Raw genomic sequence first — 23,924 nt, 5'->3', positions numbered from 1 at the left:
TTGCACCGCTCGTCCGGGCAATTGGTTCCGACGAGGTCACCATGTACAATCAGTTGCCATCCGCCACCCAAGCTTTGATTCCGCCGCGTGCCGGCGTCGGGCTCAAACCCGAGCATTACCGCTTAATCGTTGAGACCGCGCCAGATATTGGCTTTTTCGAAGTCCATGCGGAAAACTATATGGGCGCCGGCGGTCCGCCGCACCGCTATCTCTCGGCCATCCGCGAACGCTATCCACTGTCCCTTCACGGCGTCGGTTTGTCGATCGGGGCAGACCGGCCACTTGATCAAGATCACCTCAAACGCGTCAGGGAGCTGATTCAACGTTACCAACCCGGGCTGTTCTCTGAACATCTGGCATGGTCATCGCACGATGCGGGTTTTCTGAGCGATCTGCTGCCGGTGCCTTATACGTTTGAGGCACTCACCCGCGTTTGCGAACACATTGATGACGTTCAAGAGAACCTTCAGCAACAGATGTTGCTGGAGAATCCGTCAACCTATCTCGCCTTTGCCGAAAGCACCTATTCCGAGATCGACTTCATTGCCGAGATTGTCCGGCGAACAGGCTGCGGTCTCCTTCTTGATGTCAACAACGTGCACGTCGCGTCGACCAATCAGGAATGGGACCCCATCGCCTATATCAATGCCTATCCCCTCGCCCATGTGCGGGAAATCCATCTGGCAGGCTATGCGAAGGAGGCTGACGACAAGGGGCGGCCGCTTCTCATCGATACCCATGATCGTCCCGTCGACGAGATCGTCTGGGGCCTTTTCGAACATACGGTGAAGCGTGTCGGTCCTATGCCCACGCTGATCGAATGGGACGCGGATATTCCCGCATGGACCATGCTCAAGGCAGAAGCTGAGCGCGCCGAGGCAATCATGTTCGCCGGCCTGCCCACGGGATTTTACCATGCTGCGGCTGGCTGAACGGCAACAGGAATTCGCGGCCGCGCTGCTCGATCCCGAGCGGCCAGCCCCGTTCGGCCTTGTCGGGCCAGACGGCGAGGCCAGTGCGCGACGGTTTGCGGTCTATCGCAACAATGTCGTGGCTGGTCTGGTCGAGACGTTACAGGCGACTTTCCCAGCCATTTACCGCATCGTTGGTCAGGCATTCTTTCAGGCGATGGCGCGCACTTACGTGTTTGCCGAGCCGCCAAGCTCGCCAATCCTTCTCGACTATGGTGCCGGTTTCCCGGATTTTATAGGCGATTTTGCCCCGGCAGCGACGCTTCCCTATCTAAGCGACGTCGCCCGCATCGAGTATCGTTGGACGCAGGCATATCACGCAGCCGAAGCCTCGCCGCTCGATCCTTTGGTTCTCGCCGCAATAGCACCTGAGGCTCTTCCAGAAATCTGTCTTCTTCCCCATCCTTCGGTGCATTTGGTCCGCTCGCAATTCCCGGCTCTTACGATCTGGCGGATGAACATGCCCGGCGGGGTTCCAGCGCCCGTCGACTTTGCGCTTGGTGAGGATGTACTCATCGTTCGACCGGCGGCCGAGGTCGAAGTCCGGTTGCTGGCAAGGGGCGGCTTGGACTTCCTGCAAGCACTTGCTGACGGGATGTCGGTGCTGGCTGCGCTGAAGATCGCAATGGCTGCCGACCACGGCTTTGATCTGACGGTCAACCTGGAGGAACTTATGAGGACCGGCGTCTTTGTCGGCTACAGCCCCTCGACCAATACAACGTTGCAAAAATTGGCAGGACAATCATGACCGGGGTCAGGACGTCCTTCCACATTTTCGGTATCGGGCAGACCGCCCGAAATATCACCAGGCGGCTCGTCCAGGTAGCCTTGATGACAGCACCGCCGATGCTTCGCATCGCACTCGCCGTGCCCTTCTTTCGATCCGGCCTTACCCGATGGGACGGCTTTCTTTCGCTTTCACCAAGTACGCTCTATCTCTTCGAGGAAGAGTTCCAACTTCATATTTTCGGCGATCTCTATGGTTTTCCAGCGCCGGTCCTGATCGCACATCTGGTCGGGATCGCCGAGATCACATTCCCGATCCTGCTTGTGCTTGGCCTGGCAACGCGATTCAGCGCCCTCTGCCTCCTGATGATGACAGCCGTGATCCAACTCGTTGTACCGGATGGCTGGGCAACCTTCCATCTGCCTTGGGCAGCCCTGGCGATCGCCCTCATTGCTCTTGGACCGGGCAAGATTTCGCTCGATCATCTGCTCGACAGGTTCAATCACACGGGGAAAGTGCGAGGTGCCGGTTGATGTCTCCTCGCCGCCTCCAAAGCCCCGACAACCGCATTGGTTCCACTCTAATAGCCGCGTCTTCATGTGGAGCGCAGCGATGACCGAGGAACCACGCAGCCACTTTCAGCCATTGAAAATCGTCGCCGGACGACAGCACGATGTGGGAACCAGCGATAACGGAATGCATGATTTCAGCCATGCTGAGCCGAGTATCCCTGACCTCGATTGGACCATCCTCATGGCGCGCGCCCAGGATGGTGACGCATCTGCCTATCTTCGGCTGTTGGAGGCGATAACACCGTATCTTCGCTCACTTGCAGCCCGGCGACATCGCGATCAACGCGACATTGAAGACGCCGTTCAGGATGTTTTGCTCACGGTGCATTCCATTCGCCACACTTATGATCCCGCGCGGCCATTTGGACCGTGGCTGGTCGCGATCGCCAATCGCCGTTTTATCGATCGGCTAAGGCGTCAGGGCCGCGTAAAGGCCAACGAGGTGTCTCTTACTGCAGCGCACCAAGCCTTGGCCGAGCCCCGAGCAAACATGGACGTAAGGCCGGATCGACATAAATTGGAGAGCGCAATCGGCACTCTCGCCCCAACGCAACAGCAGGCCATCCGGCTGCTCAAGCTCAAGGAAATGTCGCTGAAAGAGGCTGCGATGGCAACGGGCATGTCCATCGCTTCGTTGAAGGTCGCCACGCATCGCGCTCTGAAAAACCTGCGCAAGAAGCTGGCCGATTGGAAGAACATATGATCAAGACTCCGGATCTCATCGCGACACTTGCATCAAACATGGAGCCGGTCCGGCGACTGCGGCCGCCGGCCATCCGTGCGGTCTGCTGGCTTTTGCTCGCCGCTGTGTTGCTTGCGTTGATTGCTGTCAGTCAAGGGATTCGGCCCGATCTCGTTCAACGTCTTCGGGATCCCATCTTTGCCATCAGTATGACAGCGTCCCTTTTGACCGGCATATCGGCCGCCATTGCTGCCTTTGAACTGAGCCTGCCGGACCGCTCCCGGCTCTGGCTGCTCCTTCCTTTGCCGGCCGTGCTGTTGTGGCTGTCGAATATTGGATACCAGTGTTTCGTCCAGTGGATCAGCGTCAGTCCCGATGGCATCAGCCTTGGGGAAGCGGCCGATTGCTTCGCGACCCTGGTCCTGACCAGTTTGCCTTTGTCGCTGACAATGCTCGTGATGCTCCGCTACGCGGCTCCGCTCCGGCCAACAGTCACGACCTTGATGGGCAGCCTTGCGGTGGCTGCGATCACTGCGACAGCCTTGTCGCTGTTTCACGTCATCGATGCCACCCTGATGATCCTGATGTGGAACGTGGGCACCGCGGTCCTGCTGATCGGGCTCAGCGGTCTGTTCGGTCGAAGAATGTTCCGATGGGTGGCTCCGCGCACCTTGTCACCACAGGATTGAACCCCGGAAGATGATGGAGATAATCATGAAAAGACGACTGTTTCTTATTTCCTTGCTCACGGCGTTATTGGCGACATGGGCCGCTGGATCCGTGGCGAGCGCAGTTGATCGAAAGTCCTATGATACGGCAAGCTTCAAAGCGGCGCAGCAAGCCGGTGCACGCATTCTCGTGGATATTTCGGCCACATGGTGCCCTACCTGCAAGGCCCAGAAACCGATCATCGACGGGCTTGCAGAGCAGCCTGTGAACACGGACCTTGTGATTTTCGAGGTCGATTTCGACAGCCAGAAATCGGTCGTCCGCCAATTCCATGCGCAGAGCCAGAGCACCTTGATCGCGTTCCGAGGAAAGGTGGAGACCGCCCGGTCGGTCGGCGATACGAATCCGGGCTCAATAGAAGCTCTCATTCAGTCAACGGCAATGAAGTGAGGATAGTGCAATGGGAATTGGCAGCTCCTTGTTTGCGTTCCTGGCCGGTATCCTCTCAACATTGTCGCCTTGCGTTCTGCCACTCTTGCCGCTTGTCGTTGGCGCAGCTGTCTTCCAGCACAAGTTGGGTCCGGTCGCGCTTGCTGCGGGCCTAGCCATATCATTCGTTGGAATTGGGCTGTTTGTCGCAACGATCGGTTTCGCAATCGGGTTGGACACCGCAGCCTTTCAGGACCTTGCCGCCCTGCTTTTGTTGGCAGTCGGGTTGGTCCTCATGGTTCCCAAACTCCAGACTCAACTCGCCGTGTCAGGGGCCCCAATCAGCGGCTGGGCCGATCGCCGCTTTGGTGGATTTTCCGCAACCGGGTTGAAGGGGCAGTTCGCCCTTGGTCTGCTGCTCGGTGCGGTATGGACACCCTGCGTCGGTCCGACGCTTGGTGCTGCATCCGTGCTGGCGGCACAGGGTAAGGATCTCGGACAGGTGGCAAGCGTGATGACAGCCTTTGGTATTGGTGCGGCCCTACCTTTGCTTCTTCTCGGCGTTGTCTCCCGGGATCGCATGCTCCAGTGGCGCGACCAGCTGCTGCACGCCGGTCAACGAGGGAAAGCCATATTGGGCGCTCTGCTCTTCGCCATCGGACTTATGATCCTGAGTGGCTTGGACAAGAGGATGGAGACCTTGCTGGTCGAAGTCTCGCCTGTTTGGCTGACCCAACTTACAACCCGTTTCTGACTGACGGACATTCCACTCTGTAGCTTGGCCGAAGCTGGGGTGATATCGGTGGAACGCACTCACAGCGCCCCTCCGCGCGAGAAGACCAATGTTCATGTGATGGCATGGTTGGCGTGCACAATTGCAACGCGCCCGCTCAGCTGAGTTCTTGGGCAAGTCCGATGAGAAGTCCTTCAGGCCCGCGGATGTAACAGAGCCGATACACGTCTTTGTACTGGACGACTTCCCCTACAAGCCGCGCGCCGCGTTTGCGGAGCCTTTCAAGCGCGTCGTCGATATCGTCTACTGTGAACATGACGCGGAGGTAGCCTAGAGCGTTAACCGGAGCATTGCGGTGATCCGCGATGACGGGCGGCGTGAGGAAGCGGGAAAGTTCGAGCCGGCTATGGCCGTCCGGTGTGCGCATCATGGCAATCTCGACACGCTGATCGCCCAGTCCAGTGACACGTCCGGCCCATTCTCCTTCAATCGTGGCCCGACCTTCGAGGTCGAGGCCGAGCTCGCGAAAGAAATCAATCGCCTCTTCGAGGTCCTCGACGACGATTCCTATGTTGTCCATTCGTTTGAGTGCCATGCACCCAATCTACTGATAACTGCCCCCCTTATGCAAGCACACACCGGGTCGTGCTGGCTCAATGGCTCATCTGGCCTCAGGAGTTACGATCGTCTTGAACTGTCACGCGCAGAATCTTACCGCTTGCATCGAACAGAATGACCTCCTCGCCGGAACGCCGGGACACTTCACCCGTCTCGCGGTGCGTTGCGGCCAGACGCCAAACCGATCTGGCCGATTGGGGCGACAGCTCTTCGATCAGATCGTCTTCGGCAACCTGATCGGGATAGCTTGCAAAATAGACCTTGAATGCGTCCAGGATAGTCTCCTTCCCGGCAATCTCGCCGATACCGCTCGATACATAGACGGCATCGATTGCAAAAAAGCCGGCAAGTGCCTCAAAGTCGAGGGCATTGATGGCAGCGTGGTAAAGGCGGGTTGTTTCAACGGGACTGAACGGCATGAAAGGGTCTTACTCCGGTTTGAGCCTGTGGACAGTGCACTATCCCCCGCATTTGTTCCAGAACCCCCGTGCCCGAAATCGCAGGCGTTTGACAGCCGCCGCCGCTTCAACGACATAATTATCCGCGCACTGTTTCGGTGCGGCAGTGGATGCAGCGGTCTTTCAGCAACGGGGTGAAAACAAGTGCAGACAGCTCACACGGATATCCGTCAGAAGCATATGGCGGTGCGGACCCATGCACTGGACTTCTGGATGGCGCGCGCCGCCGTCCTCGTCGTTGCCGGATTGCAGTTCCTGCTGGTGAATGATTTCTCGTGGGGGCCGCGCTGGCTCGCCCCGGTGATCGAGCTTTTGCTGCTGGCGCCGCTTTCCATGGCAACCGCATGGGTGCAGACGCGGGCAAGGCAGGCAACGACGGACGAGCATTTTCATCTGGTTGGGCGTTCGCGGCGCCTGATCCGCCGCGCTGCCCTCGGCCTGACAATCCTGATCACGTTCATGAACTTTGTCGCGCTGTACTTTCTTGTACGAGCCCTTCTCGGCGGGCATGCCGGGTCGGCGCAGACACTGCTGATCGATGCGGTCAACATATGGGTGACGAACGTCATTGCCTTCACCCTTTGGTACTGGAGCATCGACCGCGGCGGCCCGGCCAGCCGCGGGCTGACATCGAAAACCTATGGCGATTTCCAGTTCCCGCAAATGGTCATTCAGGATGAACGGCTGAAGAATTGGTCACCCGGCTTCATCGATTACCTCTTTCTGTCATTCACCAACGCGACGGCTTTCTCGCCGACCGACACGATGCCCCTGTCACCACGGGCAAAACTGCTCATGATGGCGGAAGCGTCGCTCTCCCTGCTGACCATCGCCCTTGTCGCAGCACGCGCCGTCAATATCCTGGCGTAGCGGCGGAACCGGAAGCCCTGATGAACGAGAAGCGCATTCACCGGATTTTCGAGGTCAGCATCCTGTTGAAGGGCGCCCACGCGCTCATCGAGTGTATCGGCGGTCTGATCCTGGTTTTTGTCAACACGGCTTCTATCCGGTTGATGGTGAACACGTTCACACAGACGAGACTCCTGGACGATCCCGATGATTATATCGCCACGCACCTTGCAAGGCTTGCCGGCGATTTCTCCGTCAGCAGCCAGCATTTCTATGCCTTCTATCTGCTGAGCCACGGCCTCATCAAAGCCCTGCTTGTCATTGCGCTGCTGCGCAACAAGCTGTGGGCCTATCCGTTGTCCCTCGTGGTTCTGGGGCTGTTCATCGCCTATCAGCTTTATCGGTACTCCTACACGCACAGTCCGGCGCTCATCGTGCTGACGGTTTTCGACCTGTTTGTCATGCTGCTCATCTGGCACGAGTATCGACTGGTTCAAAAGCACGTCACGCGGTAGGTCACCCCGATTGCGCTGAAATCCACTTTATGGTTGTCAGAGTTCCATAAAGGACTCGAACCCGCCATAGATCATGCGCTTGCCATCGAAGGACATCTCCCATTTATCGCTGGCAAGTCGGGGATCCGCCATGGCTTTCTTGTTGGTTTCGTCCCGCTGCTTTCGCGACGCATGAACAATCCACGAAAAGATGACGATTTCATCGTCCTTCGCCTGCACGGCGCGCGGAAACGAGGTGAGTTCGCCGTAGGGAACATCATCGCCAAGGCATTCTACATAGGCCAGCGCGCCATGTTCCTTCCAGACGTCACCAGCCACGCGCGCCATGGCCTTGTAGGCATCGATCTTGTCCTTCGGCACGGCAAGCACAAATCCATCAACATAGGTCATCATATCCTCCTCATTCGGTTCAACGGCCCTAGGACGATTGAACGGGCCAACATTCTACATCGTTCCCGTTTTTATTCGGGCGCTTACATACCTTTCGGCCAATGGCGTGTCGCTTCAAGCGATTCACCTGTCTCAAGCAGGCTCTTGAGGCTTGAGAGAAGGCTGGGCCATCCGGTGGAAACCTGTTCGATCAGCTTGGATTCCGGCCGGTCCATCTCATGGACTACAGTCAGTTTCACCATATCGCCCATCGGATCAAGCTCATAGGTGAGGCGCGAAAATCCCTCTTGCTTCAATTCCGGCATGAATTCGTTGCGCCAGGACAGAACGAGGCGCTTGGGCGGATCGATTTCAACAACTTCTCCGGCATCGCCGACCCGCCCATCCGGAATCATGAGTTTCCACGAGGAACCGGGCTGCCAATCGCAATCCTGCCAGGTTCCCGCCCAATACTGCCGGGTAAATTCCGGATCGATCAGCGCGTGCCAGAGCTTTTGCGGCGTTGTGCGGATATAGGTCACGTACACAAATCTGGGTTTAGTCATGGCCGTCTTCCTCCAGGGTTTTCTTGAGTTCATCGAGGGTGCGCAGCGGACCCTGTTCATACTTGTGGATCCAGCGCGTGGAAATTTCATGGATCGGCACCGGGTTGAGGTAGTGCAGCTTTTCCCTGCCCCGCCAGACCGTCGCGATGAGATTGGCCTCTTCCAATATTGCAAGATGCTTGGTTACGGCCTGACGCGTCATGTCGATGCCCTCGCAGAGTTCGCCCAGCGTCTGGCCGTTCCTGGCAAAGAGATTGTCGAGCAATTGGCGCCGGCTCACATCGGCAAGCGCCCGGAATGTCGCGTCTATGGTCATATCCATATTATGCAACCTTTTGGTTGCATGTCAAATCATTACGCGATACCGCTGGGTTGCGCACCCTGTGCAACAGCCCGGCATCAAAACTTGAAGAATAAAATATTGACGAAATAACAATGGAGTAACCGCTCTTTCTAAAGCGGTTACTCCACTTCTTTGCTCTCAATGGTCAAAGACCGTTCTTTTTGAGAATCTCCGGCGCATTCGCCTTGGTGATGGTTTCAGTGCCGAGAACGATCTTCTTTTCCACCTTTTCGCCCGCCAGAACTTTCAGCGCCTGGCGCAATCCTTCCGCTCCGGGTGTCGGATACAGGAATGTTGCGGCAAGCTCCCCCTTGTTGACCCACTGGACGCCTTCATTCGGCAATCCGTCAACGCCAAGGAACAGGATGTCCTTCTCGCGCCCCGCATCCTTGGCGGCGAGATAGGCACCATAGGCCATCGGATCGTTGTGGCCGTAGACCAGCTTGATGTCCTCATGGTTGCGCAGGGCGGTTGCCATGATGTTGTAGGCCTGATCCTGCTTCCAGTCGCCGGACTGCTTGTCCAGGAGATAGGTGATGCCCTTCTCCGCGTCGGTGTATTTGTGGAAGCCGTTGCTGCGGTCATGGCTTGCCTGCGTGCCGAGGCCACCCCAGATTTCGACCACGGTGCCCTTGGCCTTGCCCTTGCCGCCGAGGAGTTCCACGGCATGTTGTCCCGCCGCTTCGCCGATCACCACATTGTCGCCGCCGATCCACTGGGTGAACTTGTCGGTATCGACGTTGCGGTCAAGCACGATCACCGGAATGCCGGCATCCATCGCTTTCTCCACGACACCGGTCAGGCCTGCGGATTCCTTGGGTGAAATCAGGATTGCGTCCACTTCCTGCCGGATGAAATTTTCAACATCGGCCACCTGCTTTTCCGTCTTGTCCTGGCCATCGGCGACAAGCAGCTCAACATTCGGATGGTTTTTGGCTTCGGCAACCAGATCCTTGTTGAACTGGACGCGCCAGGGCTCGACGGTCGTGGTCTGGCTGAAGCCGATGACATACTTATCCTTGGCCCATGCGCCCGGCATGTGCAGCGCCAGCGGCGCGATGAAAGCGGTTGCCATTGCCAATCTGGCAAAATCTCTGCGTGTCAGATTCATCATATCCTCCCTGATATTGCTTGTTGTCAGTTCATTCCCCCTGCCCTTGCCGGTTCTCTGGCTTGCCGGGCACGGATTTCTTGGACGGCGTGGCTGTCATGAGCTGGGAGAGAAAAAACAGCCATCCGCTGGAGCGCCGCTCCTGCAGCAGCACCGCCACGATGATGATGATGCCCTTGAGCACCAGCTGCGTGTTGCTGTCGATATTGTTGAGCTGCAGGATATTGCTGAGAAAGCCGAAGATGAGCACGCCGACAAGGGTGCCGATCATCGAGCCGCGTCCGCCCATCAGGCTGGTGCCGCCGATCACCACGGCGGCAATGGCGTCGAGTTCAAGCCCCATGCCCGCATCGGGCTTTCCCTGCCTGTATTGCGCGACATAGAGAATGCCCGCCAGTGCGGCGAGATATCCCGATATGGCATAGACGCTGATCTTTACCCGCCAGACCGGCACACCGGCGAGCCGCGCCGCCTCTTCATTGCCGCCGATGGCATAGATGTACCGGCCGAACTTGGTGTATTTCAGGATCACCCAGAACAGGAGAATGATACCGGCGAAAATCAGACCCGGCACCGGAATCAGCCCGAAAATGAGCGCGCGCAGGAATTCGAAATTCGCCGTCGCGTTGCTACCGGTATAGACCGGCCAGACCGCCGTATTCTGCCCCGCCGTCAGGCGGGCAATGCCCAGTCCTGCCACCATCATGGCAAGTGTCACGATGAACGGTTGCAGGCGACCGCCGACGATGACGAGGCCGTTGACCATGCCGAGCATGAAACCGACGGCCGGAACCACCACGAGCACCAGCAGCACGCCGGCCTTTGCATCCGTGCCGGAGGCGACCCACCAGGCGACAGCGGCCGCGGCGGCCACAGCCACAAGGGCGATGATGCGGTTCAGTTGCGTCCGGTCATTTTCGGGCTCGCCAACCGAGCGGCCGGGCACCTTGGCAAGGAACAGCCCTGCCCCCAGCACAACAAGGAATGCCAGCACGAAAATGGCGGGAACGCCGATGGAATAGGCGGCCGACCAGCCCTCATTGGTCAGAAGCATGGCGCAGACGACGGAACCCAGCGCAAGCACGGACCCGACCGAGAGGTCAATTCCGGCAATGAGGATCACCAGTGTCATGCCCACGGCAGTAATGCCGGTAACCGAAATCTGCCGGAAAACATCGGACAGGTTGCCATAGGACAGGAAAATATTGTGCCCCTTGGACGAGATCGGCGATGAGAAAATGCCGACCAGAAACAGCAGCACCAATCCCCAGTAGAGCTTGGTTGCATTCAGCAGGCGCTTGATCCGGCCAAGATTGCCTTGGGGTGACTGCATGGTCTGCTCGCTCGTTCGTGTCATGCCGCGTCCCTTGTCAGAGCCGTGCCCAGGGGTGTCGCCAGTTCCATCACCTGTTCTTCGGAAAACGCCGCGCTCTCAAGAATGCCCGCCGCCCTGCCCTCGCACATCACGAGGATGCGGCTCGACAGCGCAAGGAGTTCCGGCAATTCGGAACTCACTATGATCACCGCCACGCCGGACAGGGCGAGCTTTTTCAGGAGCTCGTAGATTTCATCCTTGGCGCCGACGTCGATCCCCCGGGTCGGTTCATCCAAGAGGACGACGCTGGGCCGGGTTTCCAGCCATTTGCCCAGTACGATCTTTTGCTGGTTGCCGCCGCTCAGCTGATCGATCTTCTGGTCCGGGCCATCGCAGCGCACGTGCATCGCTTTGATGATCCGGCCCGCAACAGAGTCCTCGCGCCGGCGGCTGATCCAGCCGAACGGCGCGAGCCACGGCAAGGACGGCAGCACGGCATTGGCCCGGATATCCGCATCCATGAGAAGACCCGTTCCCTTGCGGTCCTCGGTGAGGAACGCAATGCCCTTCGCCACCGACCGGCGCGGGGTCAGGGACGCGGCGGCAAGACTGGCGCCGTTGCGGGTGATCGTGCCGGAGCGTTCTCCGGTTGCCGCGCCAAAAATCAGTTCGAGCACTTCAGTGCGCCCGGAACCGAGCAGCCCGCCGATCCCGAGAATTTCACCGGCGTGAAGATCGAAGCTCACATCGTCAACGACATTGTGCATGCTGCCGCGCGAATTCGGGCGGCGCAGGCCGAGATGGCGCGCTTCAAGCACAATCGGCCTGCCCGATCTATCCGCCTTGGGTTCCGGTGCAGCCAGGTCGCGCCCAACCATCATGCGGATGAGATCGCGCTCGCTTACATCCTGGGCCCGGCGCGTGGCGATGAAACTGCCGTCGCGCAACACGGTGATCTTGTCGGCCAGCGAGAATATTTCATTCATCCGGTGGGAAATGTAGATAATGGCAACGCCGTTACGGGCGAGTTCCCGCACAAAACTGGCCAGTCTCTGGGCTTCGGCCTCCGACAGCGCCGAGGTCGGCTCGTCCAGAACCAGCACATCGGCATTCAGGGACAATGCGCGGGCAATCTCGACAAGCTGCTGCTCGCCGACGCGCAAATTCTCCACGTCGGCACGCGGATCGATATCGATGCCGAAGCGGTCGAGCAGCTCTGCGCTCCTTGTCTCGATGCTCCTGCGATCGATGAACAGGCCGCCGATCAGCGGCTCGCGCCCGAGAAAAATATTCTCGGACACGCTGAGGCTTGGAATGAGATTGAGTTCCTGGTGGATGATGGCGATGCCGTTATGCTCGGCTTCCCGCGGCGAGGCGAAGTCGACCGCCCGCCCCCGGACAAGCATGTCACCGCCGCTGCGGCGATGCACGCCGCTGAGGATTTTCACCAGCGTCGACTTGCCCGCACCGTTCTCCCCCATGATGGCATGAATCTCGCCCGGATAGATGTCGAGATCGATACTTCGCAGGGCAACAATATGAGCGAATGACTTGCTGATGCCGCGCATCGAGACGATCGGCAGCTGACTATCCAAAATGTTCCTCCCAAAACATTCTTTCAAGTTAATATGTAACATGTTAGATGTTATTGGGCAGGAGTCAAATGCTTCATTCGGAGAAATGGAACTCAGCCTCCCGCCATGCAACAGGGCCTATCGGGGAGCTTTGGACGTGCAATTGGGGTCAGGCGGCAAGAGTTTCAGGGAACAGAAGGTCGTCGCGGTCACACGCAAGGACCAGGTCTATTCCATCCTGCGGCAGGCCATCATTTCATCGCAGCTGGCACCCGGCGAAGCCATCCGCAAGGAACTGGTGGCGCTGCAGCTCGGCGTATCGCGCACGCCGGTCAGCGATGCCATCAACCGCCTCGCCGACGAAGGCCTGGTGGAGATTTACCCGCAAACCGGCACTTTCGTTGCCCGGCTGCGCCTCGACAAGATCGAGACCGCGCAGTTCGTGCGCATTGCCCTGGAGACGGCGGCCATCCGGCGGGCGGCGGAGCGCAGCGCGGCTGACATCGTGCAGCGTCTGCGCGATAATCTCGACCGGCAGCGCAAGGCGGCGGACTCCAGGGATTTCGAAGGGTTTTATGCGCTCGACGAGGAACTGCACGACATGATCTGCGATGCGGCGGGTTTGGTCGGACTGCGCGAAATTGCCGCCAAGGAGCGCAGCCAGATCGACCGCGTGCGGCGGCTGCTCCTGCACTACGAAACGCGCATGGTCGAAACGCTGAAAGAGCACCAGGCTATTGTTGATGCCATTGCCGACAACAGCGTCGAGCGCGCGGCGGCGGCGATGGAAGAGCATATTTCCAAGATGGGCAAAATGCTGCTGCAGCTGCAGACCAAACGGCCGGAGCTGTTTGCCGATTAGCGAACCGCCCCTCGCCGCGGCCTAGTCCGCATGCAGGTCACGCGGGATTGCCGGACCGACCTCGAGATCGCGGAATTCCGCCGCAAAGCCACCCCGCTGCGGCGAACAGGCCATGATACCGACCGACGCATCGTCTTTGGGAAATGGCGCGAGCCTTGCCAGCTGCCACGGCGCATCATTGATGGCATACTGGACCCGCACCGCGTCATCATGGCGGGTGAGCCGGATGTGCACGGCATCGTCGATGCGGGCGCTGTGCAGGGGAATGACGGACCAATCGGATATGCGGTTGGTCACGACAACGCTGAAATGCATGAGGCCATCGGTATATTCGATGCCGGTCTTGATCCAGTTGCGGGCGTCGATCCGCAGCATCAGACCGGCCTGATCATAGAGTTCCCGGTAATCGCCGCGCGCCGTCACGCGGGCGCTGAAATCGCCGCTGACCGGCGTCAGATAGGCATGGCCGCTGTCGCGTTCGAAACCATAGAAGGTATGCTGCCAGAAATCGGTATTCTCAGCCGTCGCTAGCGTGAGCAAACGGGCATCACCGTGATGGGACGGCGGCGCATTGAGCCAGTTGAACGCATCAGTCATCACTCTCTCCACGCGCGAATCCGGCCTCAAACGGCAGATGCGGTGTAGCAGATTGTGGCAGGTGCTGAAACGTGCCGATTTCTGATCTTACGGTCGCTGAAAGTCGAGATGCGCTATAAGAGCGGCAACATTTTCATCGATGCCTCGAAGAGCCGTCGCGCGCGATGGCTTTCGTGATTCACGCATACTCATGTCGGATTAACGGAGCAAAGTCTCACGAATGCAGTGTTTGCGGGCGTTCATCGGCTGGCGTGAAGCGGAACGGCTTTTGAAAATGCCCTCTCTCCGCCAAGACGTTCAGTTCGCGATTTGCCGCCATGACGGCCAGCTCATCCACATCGCGCACACCGCTTTCATAGATCGCAATGACAATCCGGGCGAGCTGGTTGCAGCGAGCGTGGGTTTTCGGGCAGCGATCGAGCATTTTGGAAGCGCGGTCATGGGCCTGCTGCATGATATCCCAATCCGTCGTGGAGTGAATGCGTTGGTCCCTGCTTGAAAAAGGCATGACACACTCCCTGGATATGACTGAAAGTTTTGCAATGCCGCACTGCCGTGCCTGTGGCACGCCAAAATCGCGGACAAAACGAGTAGATTCCTCTTTGCGCCGGAACGCAAATCACACCCGACAAAGCTGGCGATAACTATTTTGTGATAGGCATTTTGGGTTAGAAGCGCCAACCATTTTTTGTTGACCAGAGCGCTCATGTTTTGTATGGCTCACTTGTTCCGGGGTCCATTGCTGGCGCAACCGAAATTTGCTCTGCAAGCCATACAAATCAAAGAGGTTTTCATGAAAATCAACTTTCCGACTTTTGCAAGTGCCGCGGCGCTCGCTGTTGCCTTGATCGCCGCGCCGGCGATGGCGCAGAACGCCGATGGCATCGTTGTTTATAATGCCCAGCATGAAAGCCTCACCAAGGCGTGGGCCGACGGTTTCACCAAGGAAACCGGCATCAAGGTGACGATCCGCAACGGCAAGGACATGGAACTGGCCAACCAGATCGTGCAGGAAGGCGCTGCTTCCCCGGCTGACGCATTCCTGACGGAAAATTCCCCGGGAGTGGTTCTGGTTGACAATGCCAAGCTGTTCGCACCGCTCGACAAGGCAGTGCTCGATCAGGTGCCGGCCAATTACCGCCCGGAACATGGCCGCTGGACCGGCGTTGCCGCCCGTTCCACCGTATTCGCCTATGACAAGAACAAGCTGACGGAAGACAAGCTGCCGAAGTCGCTGCTCGACCTTGCCGATGCAAGCTGGAAGGGCCGCTGGGGCGCCGCACCGGCTGGCGCGGATTTCCAGGCGATCGTCAGCGCGCTTCTGGAACTCAAGGGCGAGGAAACCACAGCCAAGTGGTTGAAGGCACTCAAGGAAAATGCGACCGCCTACAAGGGCAACAGCGTTGCCATGAAGGCCGTCAATGCCGGAGAAATCGAAGGCGCGGTGATTTATCACTATTACTATTTCGGCGATAAGGCCAAAACCGGCGAAAACACCAAGAACGTGTCCCTGCACTACTTCAAGCATGAGGATCCAGGTGCATTCGTCAGCATTTCCGGCGGCGGTGTTCTCGCTTCGAGCAAGCACAAGGAAGATGCCCAGGCGTTCCTGAAGTGGGTCACCGGCAAGGCTGGCCAGGCAGTATTGAAGGATGGCGATTCCTTCGAATATGCCGTTGGCAAGGATGCAGCATCCAATGCCGCTCTGGTGCCTCTGGCCGATCTGCAGGCGCCGAAGGTCGAACCTTCCAAGCTGAACAGCAAGAAGGTGACGGACCTGATGACGGCAGCGGGCCTGCTGTAACCACAATGCCGGTTAGCCGGCAATGAAATAACTCTGGACACCTCCTGCACAGACATTTGATCTTGCAGGGGGTGTTGTTCGATTCCCCTTCGGGTATGAAGGCCAATCTGGCCGCCGGCGGGTGTTCGTGCATATGAAAGCAAATGTGAATTGTTGTCTACCGGATCAATGAACGGCCAACGTCCCGATGCAGCTGCTGCGCAGCTGGCCTTGGTCCCGCATCATGCCGTGCGTCGCCTGCCGTTTTTATCCGTTTTCGGCCTTGCGGGGCTTGTTGCCCTGCTCAGCCTTCTGCCGCTCGGTTTCGTCATCTGGGTGACCATCCAGACCGGCTGGGATACGGTCGTCACCCTGGTGTTCCGCGCCCGCGTCGGCGAACTCCTGATCAACACGGTGCTGCTGGAAGTCTGGACAATCCCGCTTTCCATCGTTCTGGCGGTCAGCCTTGCCTGGCTGACCGAGCGCACCGACCTGCCCGGCGCCCGCCTGTGGGCGTGGCTGGCGGTTGCGCCGCTTGCCGTCCCGGCATTTGTCCACAGCTATGCCTGGATCAGCATGGCCCCCAGCCTGCATGGCCTGTTCGGCGGCGTGCTGGTTTCCGTTCTGGCTTATTTCCCGTTTCTCTATCTTCCGGTCGCGGCGCAGATGCGGCGCGTCGATCCGGCCATGGAAGATGTCGGCGCATCGCTTGGCCTCGGTCCATGGCGGGTTTTCTTCCGGGTGCTCCTGCCGCAGCTGCGCTTTGCTATTTGCGGCGGCTCCCTGCTGATCGGCCTGCATCTTCTGGCGGAATACGGCCTTTTCGTCATGATCCGCTTCGATACCTTTGCGACAGCCATCGTCGACCAGTTCCAGTCAACCTTCAACGGCCCTGCCGCCAACATGCTGGCCGGTGTTCTGGTGCTGTGCTGCGCCGGTTTGCTGGCGCTGGAAGCGTTGATCCGCGGCAATGAACGCTATGCCCGCGTCGGCTCGGGATCAGCCCGTCCGATCACAAAGTACCGGCTGGGCTGGCTTGCTCTGCCCTGCCTGCTCATTCCGCTGATGACCACGGCGCTGGCGCTGGGCGTTCCGTTCGTGACCCTTGGCCGCTGGCTGATTGCCGGCGGCACATCGGTGTGGAAGCTGAATGAAATCGGCACTGCCTTCGGGACGACACTGCTGCTGGCGGTTGCCGGGGCGTTGCTGGCCACTGTCGCAGCGACGCCCATGGCATGGCTTTCGGTGCGGGCTCCCGGCCGCATGCAGCGAGCCCTCGAGGCCTGCCATTATTATGTCGGCTCCCTGCCCGGGGTCGTGGTCGCGCTGGCGCTTGTGACGATCACAGTGCGTGTTGTCCTGCCGCTCTATCAGACGGCGGCGACATTGCTGCTTGCCTACGGGCTGCTCTTCCTGCCGCGCGCCCTCGTCGGACTGCGGGCCAGCATCGCGCAGGCGCCTGTCGAACTGGAGCGGGCAGCCATGGCGCTCGGGCGCACGCCGGTGCAGGCGGTCACGCGCATTACCATGCGGCTGGCCGCGCCCGGCGCCGCCGCCAGCGTAGCGTTGGTGGCACTCGGCATTACCAACGAATTGACGGCCACGCTGATGCTTGCGCCCAATGGCACGCGTACATTGGCGACGGAATTCTGGTCGTTGACCAGCGAGATTGATTACGCGGCGGCCGCGCCCTATGCACTGATGATGGTGGTGCTGTCCCTGCCCCTCACGCTCCTGCTGCATGCCCAATCGAAACGGATAATTGGACGATGACCTTTCTCGACATTCGCGGTGTAACAAAACGATACGGTGCCACCACCGCCGTCGATGACGTCACGCTGTCAGTCCCGGCGGGCAGCCGCACGGCGGTTGTCGGGCCATCGGGATCGGGCAAGACCACCCTGCTGCGTCTCATCGGCGGGTTCGAAGCCCCGGACAGCGGCCAGGTGACGTTGAATGGCGACGTATTGGCCGAGGGCGCGGCGATCGTTCCGGCGCATCGCCGCAGTGTCGGGTTCGTGACCCAGGATGGCTCGCTTTTCCCGCACCTGACCGTCGCCGACAATATCGGCTTTGGCCTGGACAAACGCAGTCCCGACCGCAGCCAGCGTATCCTTGCCCTCATGGATATGGTCGAGCTCGACCCCGTCATGCTGAACCGCCGGCCGCATCAGCTTTCCGGCGGACAGCAGCAACGGGTCTCGCTTGCCCGGGCTTTGGCACGCCAGCCCAAGCTGATGCTGCTGGACGAGCCGTTTTCCGCGCTCGACACCGGTCTGCGCGAAAACATGCGCAAGGCTGTTGCTGCGGTTCTGAAAAAAGCCGGCATTACCACCATTCTGGTCACCCACGATCAGGCGGAAGCCCTGTCCTTTGCCGATCAGGTCGCGGTGATGCGGCAGGGCAAACTGGTTCAGGCCGGACCGCCGCGCTCGCTCTATCTGAACCCGTCGGACCGCACGACGGCCTCGTTTCTCGGCGATGCAATTCTGCTGCCGGCGCAGATCGGCAACGGCTGGATCGATTGCGCGTTTGGCCGGCTGAAGGCACGGACAGCCGAACGGCTGGGCACAGCGGAAATCATGCTGCGCCCCGAACAGCTGAAACTTGTCTCCGTCACCGAGAGCGACGCCGTGGCCGCCCCTGACGGGAATGCCGGTTATGGCAGGGTCGTTGACATCGAATTCGGCGGGGCGGTGTGCACGGTGACGCTTGCCATCATGGGCGACCACGGTTCTTGCAATGGCCAGAGGGCCGCGCCGGTGCAGATCAAATGTTCCGCAGTCAATCTTCCTGCAACCGGGGATCATGTGCGCATTGAAGTCCTTGGCGAGCCGCATATATTTGCCTGATGCGGTTGCTGTTCCGGAATCGGAAAGCGCAACTGCTTAAACAAGCATGCTCCCGGAAGGAACACCCATGCCGCTCTCCATGTACCAGATTTCAGTCCCGGTCTTTATCCGCGGGTTTTCGATCGTCTCGGCGCTGATTGCCAAGGCCGAAGCCTATGCGCAGGAAAAGAAGATCGACCCTTCCGTGCTTGTCAGCGCGCGCCTGGCCCCCGACATGCTGCCCTTTTCGGGACAGATCCAACGGGCCAGCGACACGTCCAAGGCGACCATTGCCCGCCTGACCGATGTCAAAGTGCCAAGCTTCCCCGACGATGAAGTGAGCTTTGCCGATCTGAAGGCGCGGATAGACAAGACCGTGGCCTTTCTGGAAGGCCTGGACACATCAGTGCTCGATGACAGCGAAAACCGCGAGGTTACCCTGAGCTTTGGTCCGCACAAGGCGCATCTGGGCGGCCATGACTACATGCTGCAGTTCGCGTTGCCGAACTTCTTTTTCCACGTCACCACCGCCCATGACATCCTGCGGCACAATGGGGTTCCCATCGGCAAGCTGGATTATCTGGGCGCCTACAGCAACTAAAAGAGAAGCCGTTAGCGCTGTCTTGCCTTGCGGGCAGCGTAGCGGCGATCGCGTTCCGCCTTGCGCTCGGCCTCATCGGCGACGACGCGGGCGATCCGGTTGCTTGACTCGGCCTGAAGCGCCTTTGCGGCGGCTTCTGCTGCTTCTGCCACGGCTGCCGCTTCCGCAAGCTTGCGGTCCCGTTCTTCCTGCTTTACGCGCTCGCGTTCTGCCTGCCGTGCCGCACGTGCCGCCGCAATGGCTTCCCGTTCTGCACGTTTTGCCTGCACCTCTGGATCAGTGGGCTTTGGTGCTTTTTCGAACTTTTTGAGAAGCAGTTGCTTGGCCTCGGCCGCCGCTTTGCGGCGATCAGCGAATTCATTGAGATGTTTCAAACCGGGGTAGTCCTTGTATGGGTCGTTTTGGATCTGCCGGAGGCGCGCCCGGCACCTGCCGTTTACGCTACAACGCACCGCATCACGCAGCGCCGCAGATAGACTTCCTGTAACCTACCCGGCTCGCCGTGACAATGAAAGCCCCGTCTAAAGACCAATTGAATTATCAAGATTTCCGGCTCATTGTAATATCTGGTGTCGATTGGCAAAAAGAACGTGAAAACCTTCGGGTCACGCACCATATCTCTGGAAACGATCAGGCGTCACAATCTGGCACCACGGACGGACGCCCATGGGAGAGCAACATGGCTCACTTTGAATATCAATTGCATGCCTTTGATCTTGATAGCAAATTTGGCTTTGCCGACGGCAATATGTTTGGCGCGCTGCTGCGCGAAAAACTCGGCAAGCTGGCACCCAACAAGCGCGAGGTTCTGGTGGAGTGCGTCAAACGCTTCCTGTTGCCAGCCATTCCGCGCCGGGTACAGACAATGATTGTTGCCAAGGGTCATAACCCGATCCGGCTGGTTGCCGGTGAAACCATCGACGATGTCGAAGATGTCACGGTGGGCATCCGGGAAAAGGACGTGCTGCAGATTGCCCGCGAGCTTCTGCGCCGTGTCAAGTCCTAGACGGCTTCACTCCGGCCGCAGATCAAGTGTCCACGTCTGTCCAACAAGGTCGTGGCCGAAAGAATGGTGCCGTTCTTCCTCCACGAGCTTGAATCCGGCTTCCTGATAAATGCGCCGGGCCGAAAGCAGAAAGTCATTTGTCCAGAGGGTTAGTTTGTGATAGCCGACCGCCCGCGCCCGCTCGATGCAGGCGGCAACAAGCGCCGAGCCGATGCCCAATCCCCGCGCTGACGGTTCCACATAGAGCATGCGCAATTTGCCGACCTGCGGGTCGTCCGTACGCATGAGAAAGACCGACCCGGCTATTTCACCATTCCGGTCGGCAATCCACGCCTGCTCCCGCGCCGGATCAAAGTTTGCGATGAACCCGGATATGATGCCGGCAATCAGACCTTCAAACGTCCAATCCAGATTGTATTCCTTGTTGTAAAGATAGGCCTGCCTGTGAACGACCAGGCCAAGATCACCTGCCCTTGGAGCCCGCAACGTGTAGGCCGGAGCCGGGCTGACCGTTTCGGATCGATTGCCCAGTATGGAGCGGATCTCGCGCATGGATTGGGTCAAGCGGCTGACACGGGCTGTATCGAGCGGCGCAAGCACGGCATTGGCCCTCTCGATAGCGCTTCGGTCCAGCGCTGCGAAGGCAGCCTGCCCCTCCGGCGTCAGCGAGAGAATACGCAGCTTGGCGTGATCGGTGCTGACCGTGCTACTGACAAGCTGGCGCGCTTTGAACCGTGCCAGTATCCGGCTGATCTGCGCGGTGTCCATATCGAGTATCCGCGAGAGGTCGGCAGCCGTTTTGACGGTGTCATTGTTGGCAAGTTCATAGAGAATGCGCGCTTCGGGAAGCGAAAACGGACTGTCGGTCAGATGCTCATCCAGCAGGCCGATAATGTGGGTATAGAAGCGATTGAACGTGCGTATTTCTGCGACCGGGTCCGACATCGGCCCATTCCTTTGCTGTTGACTGGCTTGAGTATTGACTCAGTCAACATTAAAAGGCAAGCGATTGCCATGCACAAACGGAAAGTGCCCGCGAACGGGCACCTTCATTGCCGGCGTGACTGGTCAATCAGTCAACGGCGACCATGACATCGGAAGCCTTGACGACGGCATAGGCACTGTCGCCAACCTTCAGCCGCAACTCGTCAACGGCTTCGTTGGTGATTGATGCCGTGACGATTGAACCGCCGACATCGATGCGGACATGGGCCGTCGTTGCTCCCTTGGTCACTTCGACAACTGTCCCTTTCAGCCGATTGCGTGCACTGATCTTCATGGCGTTTCTCCTGTTGTTTGCCGCACTTTAGACGGGCGAATGCTGTTTACAAGAAGCAAAGGAAAAAGGCCCGGAAAACCGGGCCCTTTCTGCGTTCTCCCAAGGAAATTCATCGTGCGGCGTGTGCCTTGCCTTCCCGGTCAAGCGCGCTGAATTCCTCATCGGAGAGGCTGATCCTTGCGGCATCGACGTTTTCCTCAAGATGCTTGACCTTGGATGTTCCCGGTATGGGCAAAATGACCGGGCTGCGCTTGAGCACCCATGCCAAGGCGATCTGGCCCGGCGTCGCCTTGTGACGGGAAGCGATGGTGTCCAGCAACGAGCCCGGCTTTGCCAGGTCACCCGCAGCCAGCGGGAACCAGGGTATGAAGCCGATTCCGTTCTGCGTGCAGTAATCCACGACATCCTCGCTTGCGCGATCAACGAGATTGTAGCGGTTCTGCACCGTCGCCACCTTGAAGAATTTCGAAGCGGCCTTGATCTCTTCAACAGACACCTCGCTCAGTCCGGCGTGGCGGATCACACCCGCGTCGAGCAGCGATTTCACAGCGCCGAACTGTTCGTCACGCGGTACTTTCGAGTCGATCCGATGCAATTGCCAGAGACCGATCTGATCAACACCAAGCTGGCGAAGGCTCTTATGCGCCTCGTCGATCAGGTATTTCGGATCGCCCTTCGGCGTCCAACGGTCCGGTCCCTCGCGCGTAAGACCAGCCTTCGTGGCAACGAGAATGTCGCCATAGGGATGAAGGGCTTCCTTGATCAGAAGTTCTGAAACATCCGGACCATAGGAATTTGCCGTATCGATGAAGTTCACGCCAAGTTCCGGCAGGCGCTGCAAGGTGCGAATGGCTTCCGGCTTGTCGGCGGGCTCCCCCCAGATACCACGGCCAGTGATGCGCATGGCGCCAAAGCCAAGACGATTGATTTCGATATCGCCGCCAATTCTGAATGTACCGGATTGGGATGCAATGGATTGGGACATTGTCACAGTTCTTTCGTTTGAATTGGAGTATTCGATGAAAGTCAGGAACGTCTGTTGCGCACGGAACGCGCGCAAGATCGTGAACGCACGCCATGGTGCGTCCTTGATACATATAGACCGCAACGGCAAAAGTTTAAGGCTTGAAGAAGCGCCCGCTCTCTTTACCGGTCACGAGATCGGCCAACGATTGCCATTGGCCGACACCCGAACGGCTTCATTCTAATTGAAATAGAAGGCGTAAGAGGCGAAATTTCCCTCAAAGATCGCCGTGATCTGGTTCCATTCGCCGCTGCTCATCGCTGGGCCGTCCTGAAGATACGGCACGGCAGCCGGACCGGTGAGCCAGAGGATGAAATCAAACGGCCTTGGATCGTCGAAAACCTTGGCCAGATTGATACCTTTGTCAAAGCGCCAATGGGGAATGAGGATCTTGCCATCCAGGGCCGCCTCGAATTGCGACAACACCGCGAGCCAGGCCTGGATGCGCTCCTGCGTGACATTGAAGGATGGCAGCACACCGCTCTTCTGCTTCGGGCCGGGCAGCCATTCATGGTCGTCGTCGGTTTCCTTGTCGATGAGGGCCCAGGTTTCCCGGTTGAGTGCAATCACCTTCTTCAGATGAACGCGCACCTCGCTCCACATCGCCTTGTCGGCAACCGGCCAGCGGATGGTGTGAATGAGGGTTATGAAATCAGCGATGTCATCGGCCTGTGCCTTGTTCACCCCGAACATCGTATATTCGTCCGCGCCCCTGCCATTGACTGCCGACATGGTCGAGACAGCACGGGGAAACACCACGCTGAAGCTGCTGTTCCAGCTTTCGGAAAAATCATGGGAAAGCCATGCCTTGGCGACGGCCATCAGCAGATTGTCATAGCCTTGCAGCCATTTCGCATCGGCGGTGTCGAAGCCGACAATGAAAGGCAGGGGATCGCCGTTTTCATTGGTATCCGAAATGGCACGGCCGATATGGTCTTCCGGCCCAACCTTGCCATCGCCGTTCCAGTCAAACCGGGCAACCGAAAGATCGACCTTCAGCTTTGCCGGCTTGTCGCCAACGGCGGCAAGTGCCTTGTCGGCAGAATCGAGATCGGCAATGAACGTTGCGAGAATACCGCGGAATTGCTCATAGGTGATGGGTTCCGGATTGCTGTTTCTGGCGATTTGGCTGGCGCCCAGCCCCAGATACAATTCATAGCCATCCGATTTCGAACCAAATCCATGTTTGAAAAGCGATTGCGCCAGCTTTTCGAACGCGCGGGCGGTGCGCACAAGGCCCAGGCCCAGCTGCGCATCGGCATTGTTCGTCGCTTTCGCCGCCAAGGCCAGCAGTTGCTCATCGGCCTCGCCGATGCGGCCATTGGCAAGATATTTCTGGAACAGCTCGGTCGCGGCATTGTCCGCCCGCGCTGTTGCTGAAAAAGCGAAGCAGGCAAAACTTGCCGCCATGATCAGGGAAATGAGTTTTTTCACGCAGAT

The 23,924-nt window shown here is 58.8% G+C and carries 30 protein-coding genes; 15 read left to right on the top strand and 15 right to left on the bottom strand.

The genetic code is table 11. From position 1 onward, the window contains the following. Positions 1–41: 41 nt before the first annotated feature. The 7 genes from bufB (at position 42) to ACZ5FP_RS11855 (ending at position 4,804) form a co-directional block, all read left to right on the top strand. Positions 42–932, top strand: coding sequence for an MNIO family bufferin maturase (gene bufB / locus ACZ5FP_RS11885; RefSeq protein WP_464660325.1), 891 nt, complete (start codon positions 42–44; stop codon positions 930–932). Then, positions 916–1,719, top strand: a complete 804-nt coding sequence (locus ACZ5FP_RS11880; RefSeq protein ID WP_464660323.1) for an HvfC/BufC N-terminal domain-containing protein — start codon at positions 916–918, stop codon at positions 1,717–1,719. Before bufB ends, ACZ5FP_RS11880 begins: the two co-directional genes overlap by 17 nt. 83 nt (positions 1,720–1,802) lie before the next feature. Continuing rightward, positions 1,803–2,231 carry a DoxX family protein gene (locus tag ACZ5FP_RS11875; RefSeq protein WP_464660321.1) on the top strand — a complete coding sequence of 143 codons (429 nt, stop codon included), beginning with the start codon at positions 1,803–1,805 and terminating at the stop codon, positions 2,229–2,231. Positions 2,232–2,310: 79 nt separating this feature from the next. Then, positions 2,311–2,973, top strand: a complete 663-nt coding sequence (locus ACZ5FP_RS11870) for a sigma-70 family RNA polymerase sigma factor (protein WP_464660319.1) — start codon at positions 2,311–2,313, stop codon at positions 2,971–2,973. Then, a complete protein-coding gene (locus tag ACZ5FP_RS11865; RefSeq protein WP_464660317.1) occupies positions 2,970–3,641 on the top strand; it encodes an NrsF family protein in 672 nt (223 codons plus the stop codon). The genes ACZ5FP_RS11870 and ACZ5FP_RS11865 overlap by 4 nt, the downstream gene beginning before the upstream one ends. 25 nt (positions 3,642–3,666) lie before the next feature. Then, on the top strand, positions 3,667–4,071 hold the full coding sequence (locus ACZ5FP_RS11860) for a thioredoxin family protein (RefSeq protein ID WP_464660315.1): 405 nt from the start codon (positions 3,667–3,669) through the stop codon (positions 4,069–4,071). Between the two features lie 10 nt (positions 4,072–4,081). Then, positions 4,082–4,804, top strand: a complete 723-nt coding sequence (locus ACZ5FP_RS11855) for a cytochrome c biogenesis CcdA family protein (RefSeq protein ID WP_464660313.1) — start codon at positions 4,082–4,084, stop codon at positions 4,802–4,804. 136 nt (positions 4,805–4,940) lie between these two features. Here ACZ5FP_RS11855 and ACZ5FP_RS11850 read toward each other — a convergent pair whose 3' ends face one another. Then, positions 4,941–5,378, bottom strand: coding sequence for a VOC family protein (locus ACZ5FP_RS11850; RefSeq protein ID WP_464660311.1), 438 nt, complete (start codon positions 5,376–5,378; stop codon positions 4,941–4,943). Positions 5,379–5,454: 76 nt separating this feature from the next. After that, positions 5,455–5,820, bottom strand: a complete 366-nt coding sequence (locus tag ACZ5FP_RS11845) for a nuclear transport factor 2 family protein (RefSeq protein ID WP_464660309.1) — start codon at positions 5,818–5,820, stop codon at positions 5,455–5,457. Between the two features lie 204 nt (positions 5,821–6,024). Here ACZ5FP_RS11845 and ACZ5FP_RS11840 point away from each other — a divergent pair, with 204 nt between their 5' ends. Further along, positions 6,025–6,729, top strand: coding sequence for a hypothetical protein (locus ACZ5FP_RS11840; protein ID WP_464663253.1), 705 nt, complete (start codon positions 6,025–6,027; stop codon positions 6,727–6,729). A 20-nt stretch (positions 6,730–6,749) separates the two neighbouring features. After that, positions 6,750–7,223: a DUF2127 domain-containing protein gene (locus ACZ5FP_RS11835; RefSeq protein ID WP_464660307.1), complete on the top strand. Its 474-nt coding sequence runs from the start codon at positions 6,750–6,752 to the stop codon at positions 7,221–7,223. A gap of 36 nt (positions 7,224–7,259) precedes the next feature. Here the strand turns inward: ACZ5FP_RS11835 and ACZ5FP_RS11830 are convergent, their stop codons facing one another. The 6 genes from ACZ5FP_RS11830 to ACZ5FP_RS11805 all read right to left on the bottom strand — a co-directional run bounded on the left by ACZ5FP_RS11830 (position 7,260) and on the right by ACZ5FP_RS11805 (position 12,522). Continuing rightward, positions 7,260–7,613, bottom strand: a complete 354-nt coding sequence (locus tag ACZ5FP_RS11830; RefSeq protein WP_464663251.1) for a DUF1428 domain-containing protein — start codon at positions 7,611–7,613, stop codon at positions 7,260–7,262. A gap of 83 nt (positions 7,614–7,696) precedes the next feature. Beyond that, entirely contained in the window at positions 7,697–8,158 is a 462-nt protein-coding gene (locus ACZ5FP_RS11825) for an SRPBCC family protein (RefSeq protein ID WP_464660305.1), read from the bottom strand. Beyond that, entirely contained in the window at positions 8,151–8,468 is a 318-nt protein-coding gene (locus ACZ5FP_RS11820; protein ID WP_288193807.1) for an ArsR/SmtB family transcription factor, read from the bottom strand. Before ACZ5FP_RS11820 ends, ACZ5FP_RS11825 begins: the two co-directional genes overlap by 8 nt. A 178-nt stretch (positions 8,469–8,646) precedes the next feature. Further along, positions 8,647–9,606 (bottom strand): substrate-binding domain-containing protein, encoded by a 960-nt coding sequence (locus ACZ5FP_RS11815; RefSeq protein WP_464663249.1) that lies wholly within the window; start codon positions 9,604–9,606, stop codon positions 8,647–8,649. Between the two features lie 37 nt (positions 9,607–9,643). Beyond that, positions 9,644–10,969: an ABC transporter permease gene (locus tag ACZ5FP_RS11810; RefSeq protein WP_464660303.1), complete on the bottom strand. Its 1,326-nt coding sequence runs from the start codon at positions 10,967–10,969 to the stop codon at positions 9,644–9,646. Beyond that, entirely contained in the window at positions 10,966–12,522 is a 1,557-nt protein-coding gene (locus ACZ5FP_RS11805; protein WP_464660301.1) for a sugar ABC transporter ATP-binding protein, read from the bottom strand. The genes ACZ5FP_RS11810 and ACZ5FP_RS11805 overlap by 4 nt, the downstream gene beginning before the upstream one ends. A 136-nt stretch (positions 12,523–12,658) precedes the next feature. On the opposite strand from ACZ5FP_RS11805, the gene ACZ5FP_RS11800 reads away from it, so the two are divergent. Beyond that, positions 12,659–13,363, top strand: coding sequence for a GntR family transcriptional regulator (locus tag ACZ5FP_RS11800; protein WP_464660300.1), 705 nt, complete (start codon positions 12,659–12,661; stop codon positions 13,361–13,363). Between the two features lie 21 nt (positions 13,364–13,384). Here ACZ5FP_RS11800 and ACZ5FP_RS11795 read toward each other — a convergent pair whose 3' ends face one another. Then, positions 13,385–13,960, bottom strand: a complete 576-nt coding sequence (locus tag ACZ5FP_RS11795) for a DUF1349 domain-containing protein (RefSeq protein ID WP_464660298.1) — start codon at positions 13,958–13,960, stop codon at positions 13,385–13,387. Between the two features lie 214 nt (positions 13,961–14,174). Then, positions 14,175–14,468 carry a hypothetical protein gene (locus ACZ5FP_RS11790; protein ID WP_223614969.1) on the bottom strand — a complete coding sequence of 98 codons (294 nt, stop codon included), beginning with the start codon at positions 14,466–14,468 and terminating at the stop codon, positions 14,175–14,177. A 285-nt stretch (positions 14,469–14,753) separates the two neighbouring features. On the opposite strand from ACZ5FP_RS11790, the gene ACZ5FP_RS11785 reads away from it, so the two are divergent. The 4 genes from ACZ5FP_RS11785 (at position 14,754) to ACZ5FP_RS11770 (ending at position 19,175) form a co-directional block, all read left to right on the top strand. After that, positions 14,754–15,764: an iron ABC transporter substrate-binding protein gene (locus ACZ5FP_RS11785; protein ID WP_464660296.1), complete on the top strand. Its 1,011-nt coding sequence runs from the start codon at positions 14,754–14,756 to the stop codon at positions 15,762–15,764. 168 nt (positions 15,765–15,932) lie between these two features. Further along, the gene (locus ACZ5FP_RS11780; protein WP_464660294.1) at positions 15,933–17,516 is read left to right on the top strand and encodes an ABC transporter permease; all 1,584 of its coding nucleotides are present in this window, start codon (positions 15,933–15,935) and stop codon (positions 17,514–17,516) included. Further along, entirely contained in the window at positions 17,513–18,595 is a 1,083-nt protein-coding gene (locus ACZ5FP_RS11775) for an ABC transporter ATP-binding protein (protein WP_464660293.1), read from the top strand. The genes ACZ5FP_RS11780 and ACZ5FP_RS11775 overlap by 4 nt, the downstream gene beginning before the upstream one ends. Before the next feature lie 67 nt (positions 18,596–18,662). Beyond that, on the top strand, positions 18,663–19,175 hold the full coding sequence (locus ACZ5FP_RS11770; RefSeq protein WP_464660291.1) for a DUF1993 domain-containing protein: 513 nt from the start codon (positions 18,663–18,665) through the stop codon (positions 19,173–19,175). Between the two features lie 11 nt (positions 19,176–19,186). Here the strand turns inward: ACZ5FP_RS11770 and ACZ5FP_RS11765 are convergent, their stop codons facing one another. After that, positions 19,187–19,549, bottom strand: a complete 363-nt coding sequence (locus tag ACZ5FP_RS11765) for a DUF6481 family protein (RefSeq protein ID WP_464660290.1) — start codon at positions 19,547–19,549, stop codon at positions 19,187–19,189. Between the two features lie 305 nt (positions 19,550–19,854). Between ACZ5FP_RS11765 and ACZ5FP_RS11760 the strand changes: the two genes are divergently transcribed. After that, complete coding sequence (locus tag ACZ5FP_RS11760) at positions 19,855–20,181, top strand: hypothetical protein (RefSeq protein ID WP_288193780.1); 327 nt, start codon at positions 19,855–19,857, stop codon at positions 20,179–20,181. Between the two features lie 6 nt (positions 20,182–20,187). Here ACZ5FP_RS11760 and ACZ5FP_RS11755 read toward each other — a convergent pair whose 3' ends face one another. The 4 genes from ACZ5FP_RS11755 to ACZ5FP_RS11740 form a co-directional block, all read right to left on the bottom strand. Further along, complete coding sequence (locus tag ACZ5FP_RS11755; RefSeq protein WP_464660288.1) at positions 20,188–21,126, bottom strand: bifunctional helix-turn-helix transcriptional regulator/GNAT family N-acetyltransferase; 939 nt, start codon at positions 21,124–21,126, stop codon at positions 20,188–20,190. A 127-nt stretch (positions 21,127–21,253) separates the two neighbouring features. Next, positions 21,254–21,460 carry a TOBE domain-containing protein gene (locus ACZ5FP_RS11750; RefSeq protein WP_464660286.1) on the bottom strand — a complete coding sequence of 69 codons (207 nt, stop codon included), beginning with the start codon at positions 21,458–21,460 and terminating at the stop codon, positions 21,254–21,256. Positions 21,461–21,569: 109 nt separating this feature from the next. Beyond that, positions 21,570–22,445, bottom strand: a complete 876-nt coding sequence (locus tag ACZ5FP_RS11745; protein ID WP_464660285.1) for an aldo/keto reductase — start codon at positions 22,443–22,445, stop codon at positions 21,570–21,572. A 219-nt stretch (positions 22,446–22,664) separates the two neighbouring features. Then, complete coding sequence (locus tag ACZ5FP_RS11740) at positions 22,665–23,918, bottom strand: hypothetical protein (RefSeq protein WP_464660283.1); 1,254 nt, start codon at positions 23,916–23,918, stop codon at positions 22,665–22,667. Between the last annotated feature and the right edge of the window lie 6 nt (positions 23,919–23,924).

Source organism: Phyllobacterium sp. T2-21, from assembly GCF_055378485.1.
The sequence above is the reverse complement of the archived record's forward strand: the minus strand, read 5'-3'. Positions and strand labels throughout refer to the sequence as shown.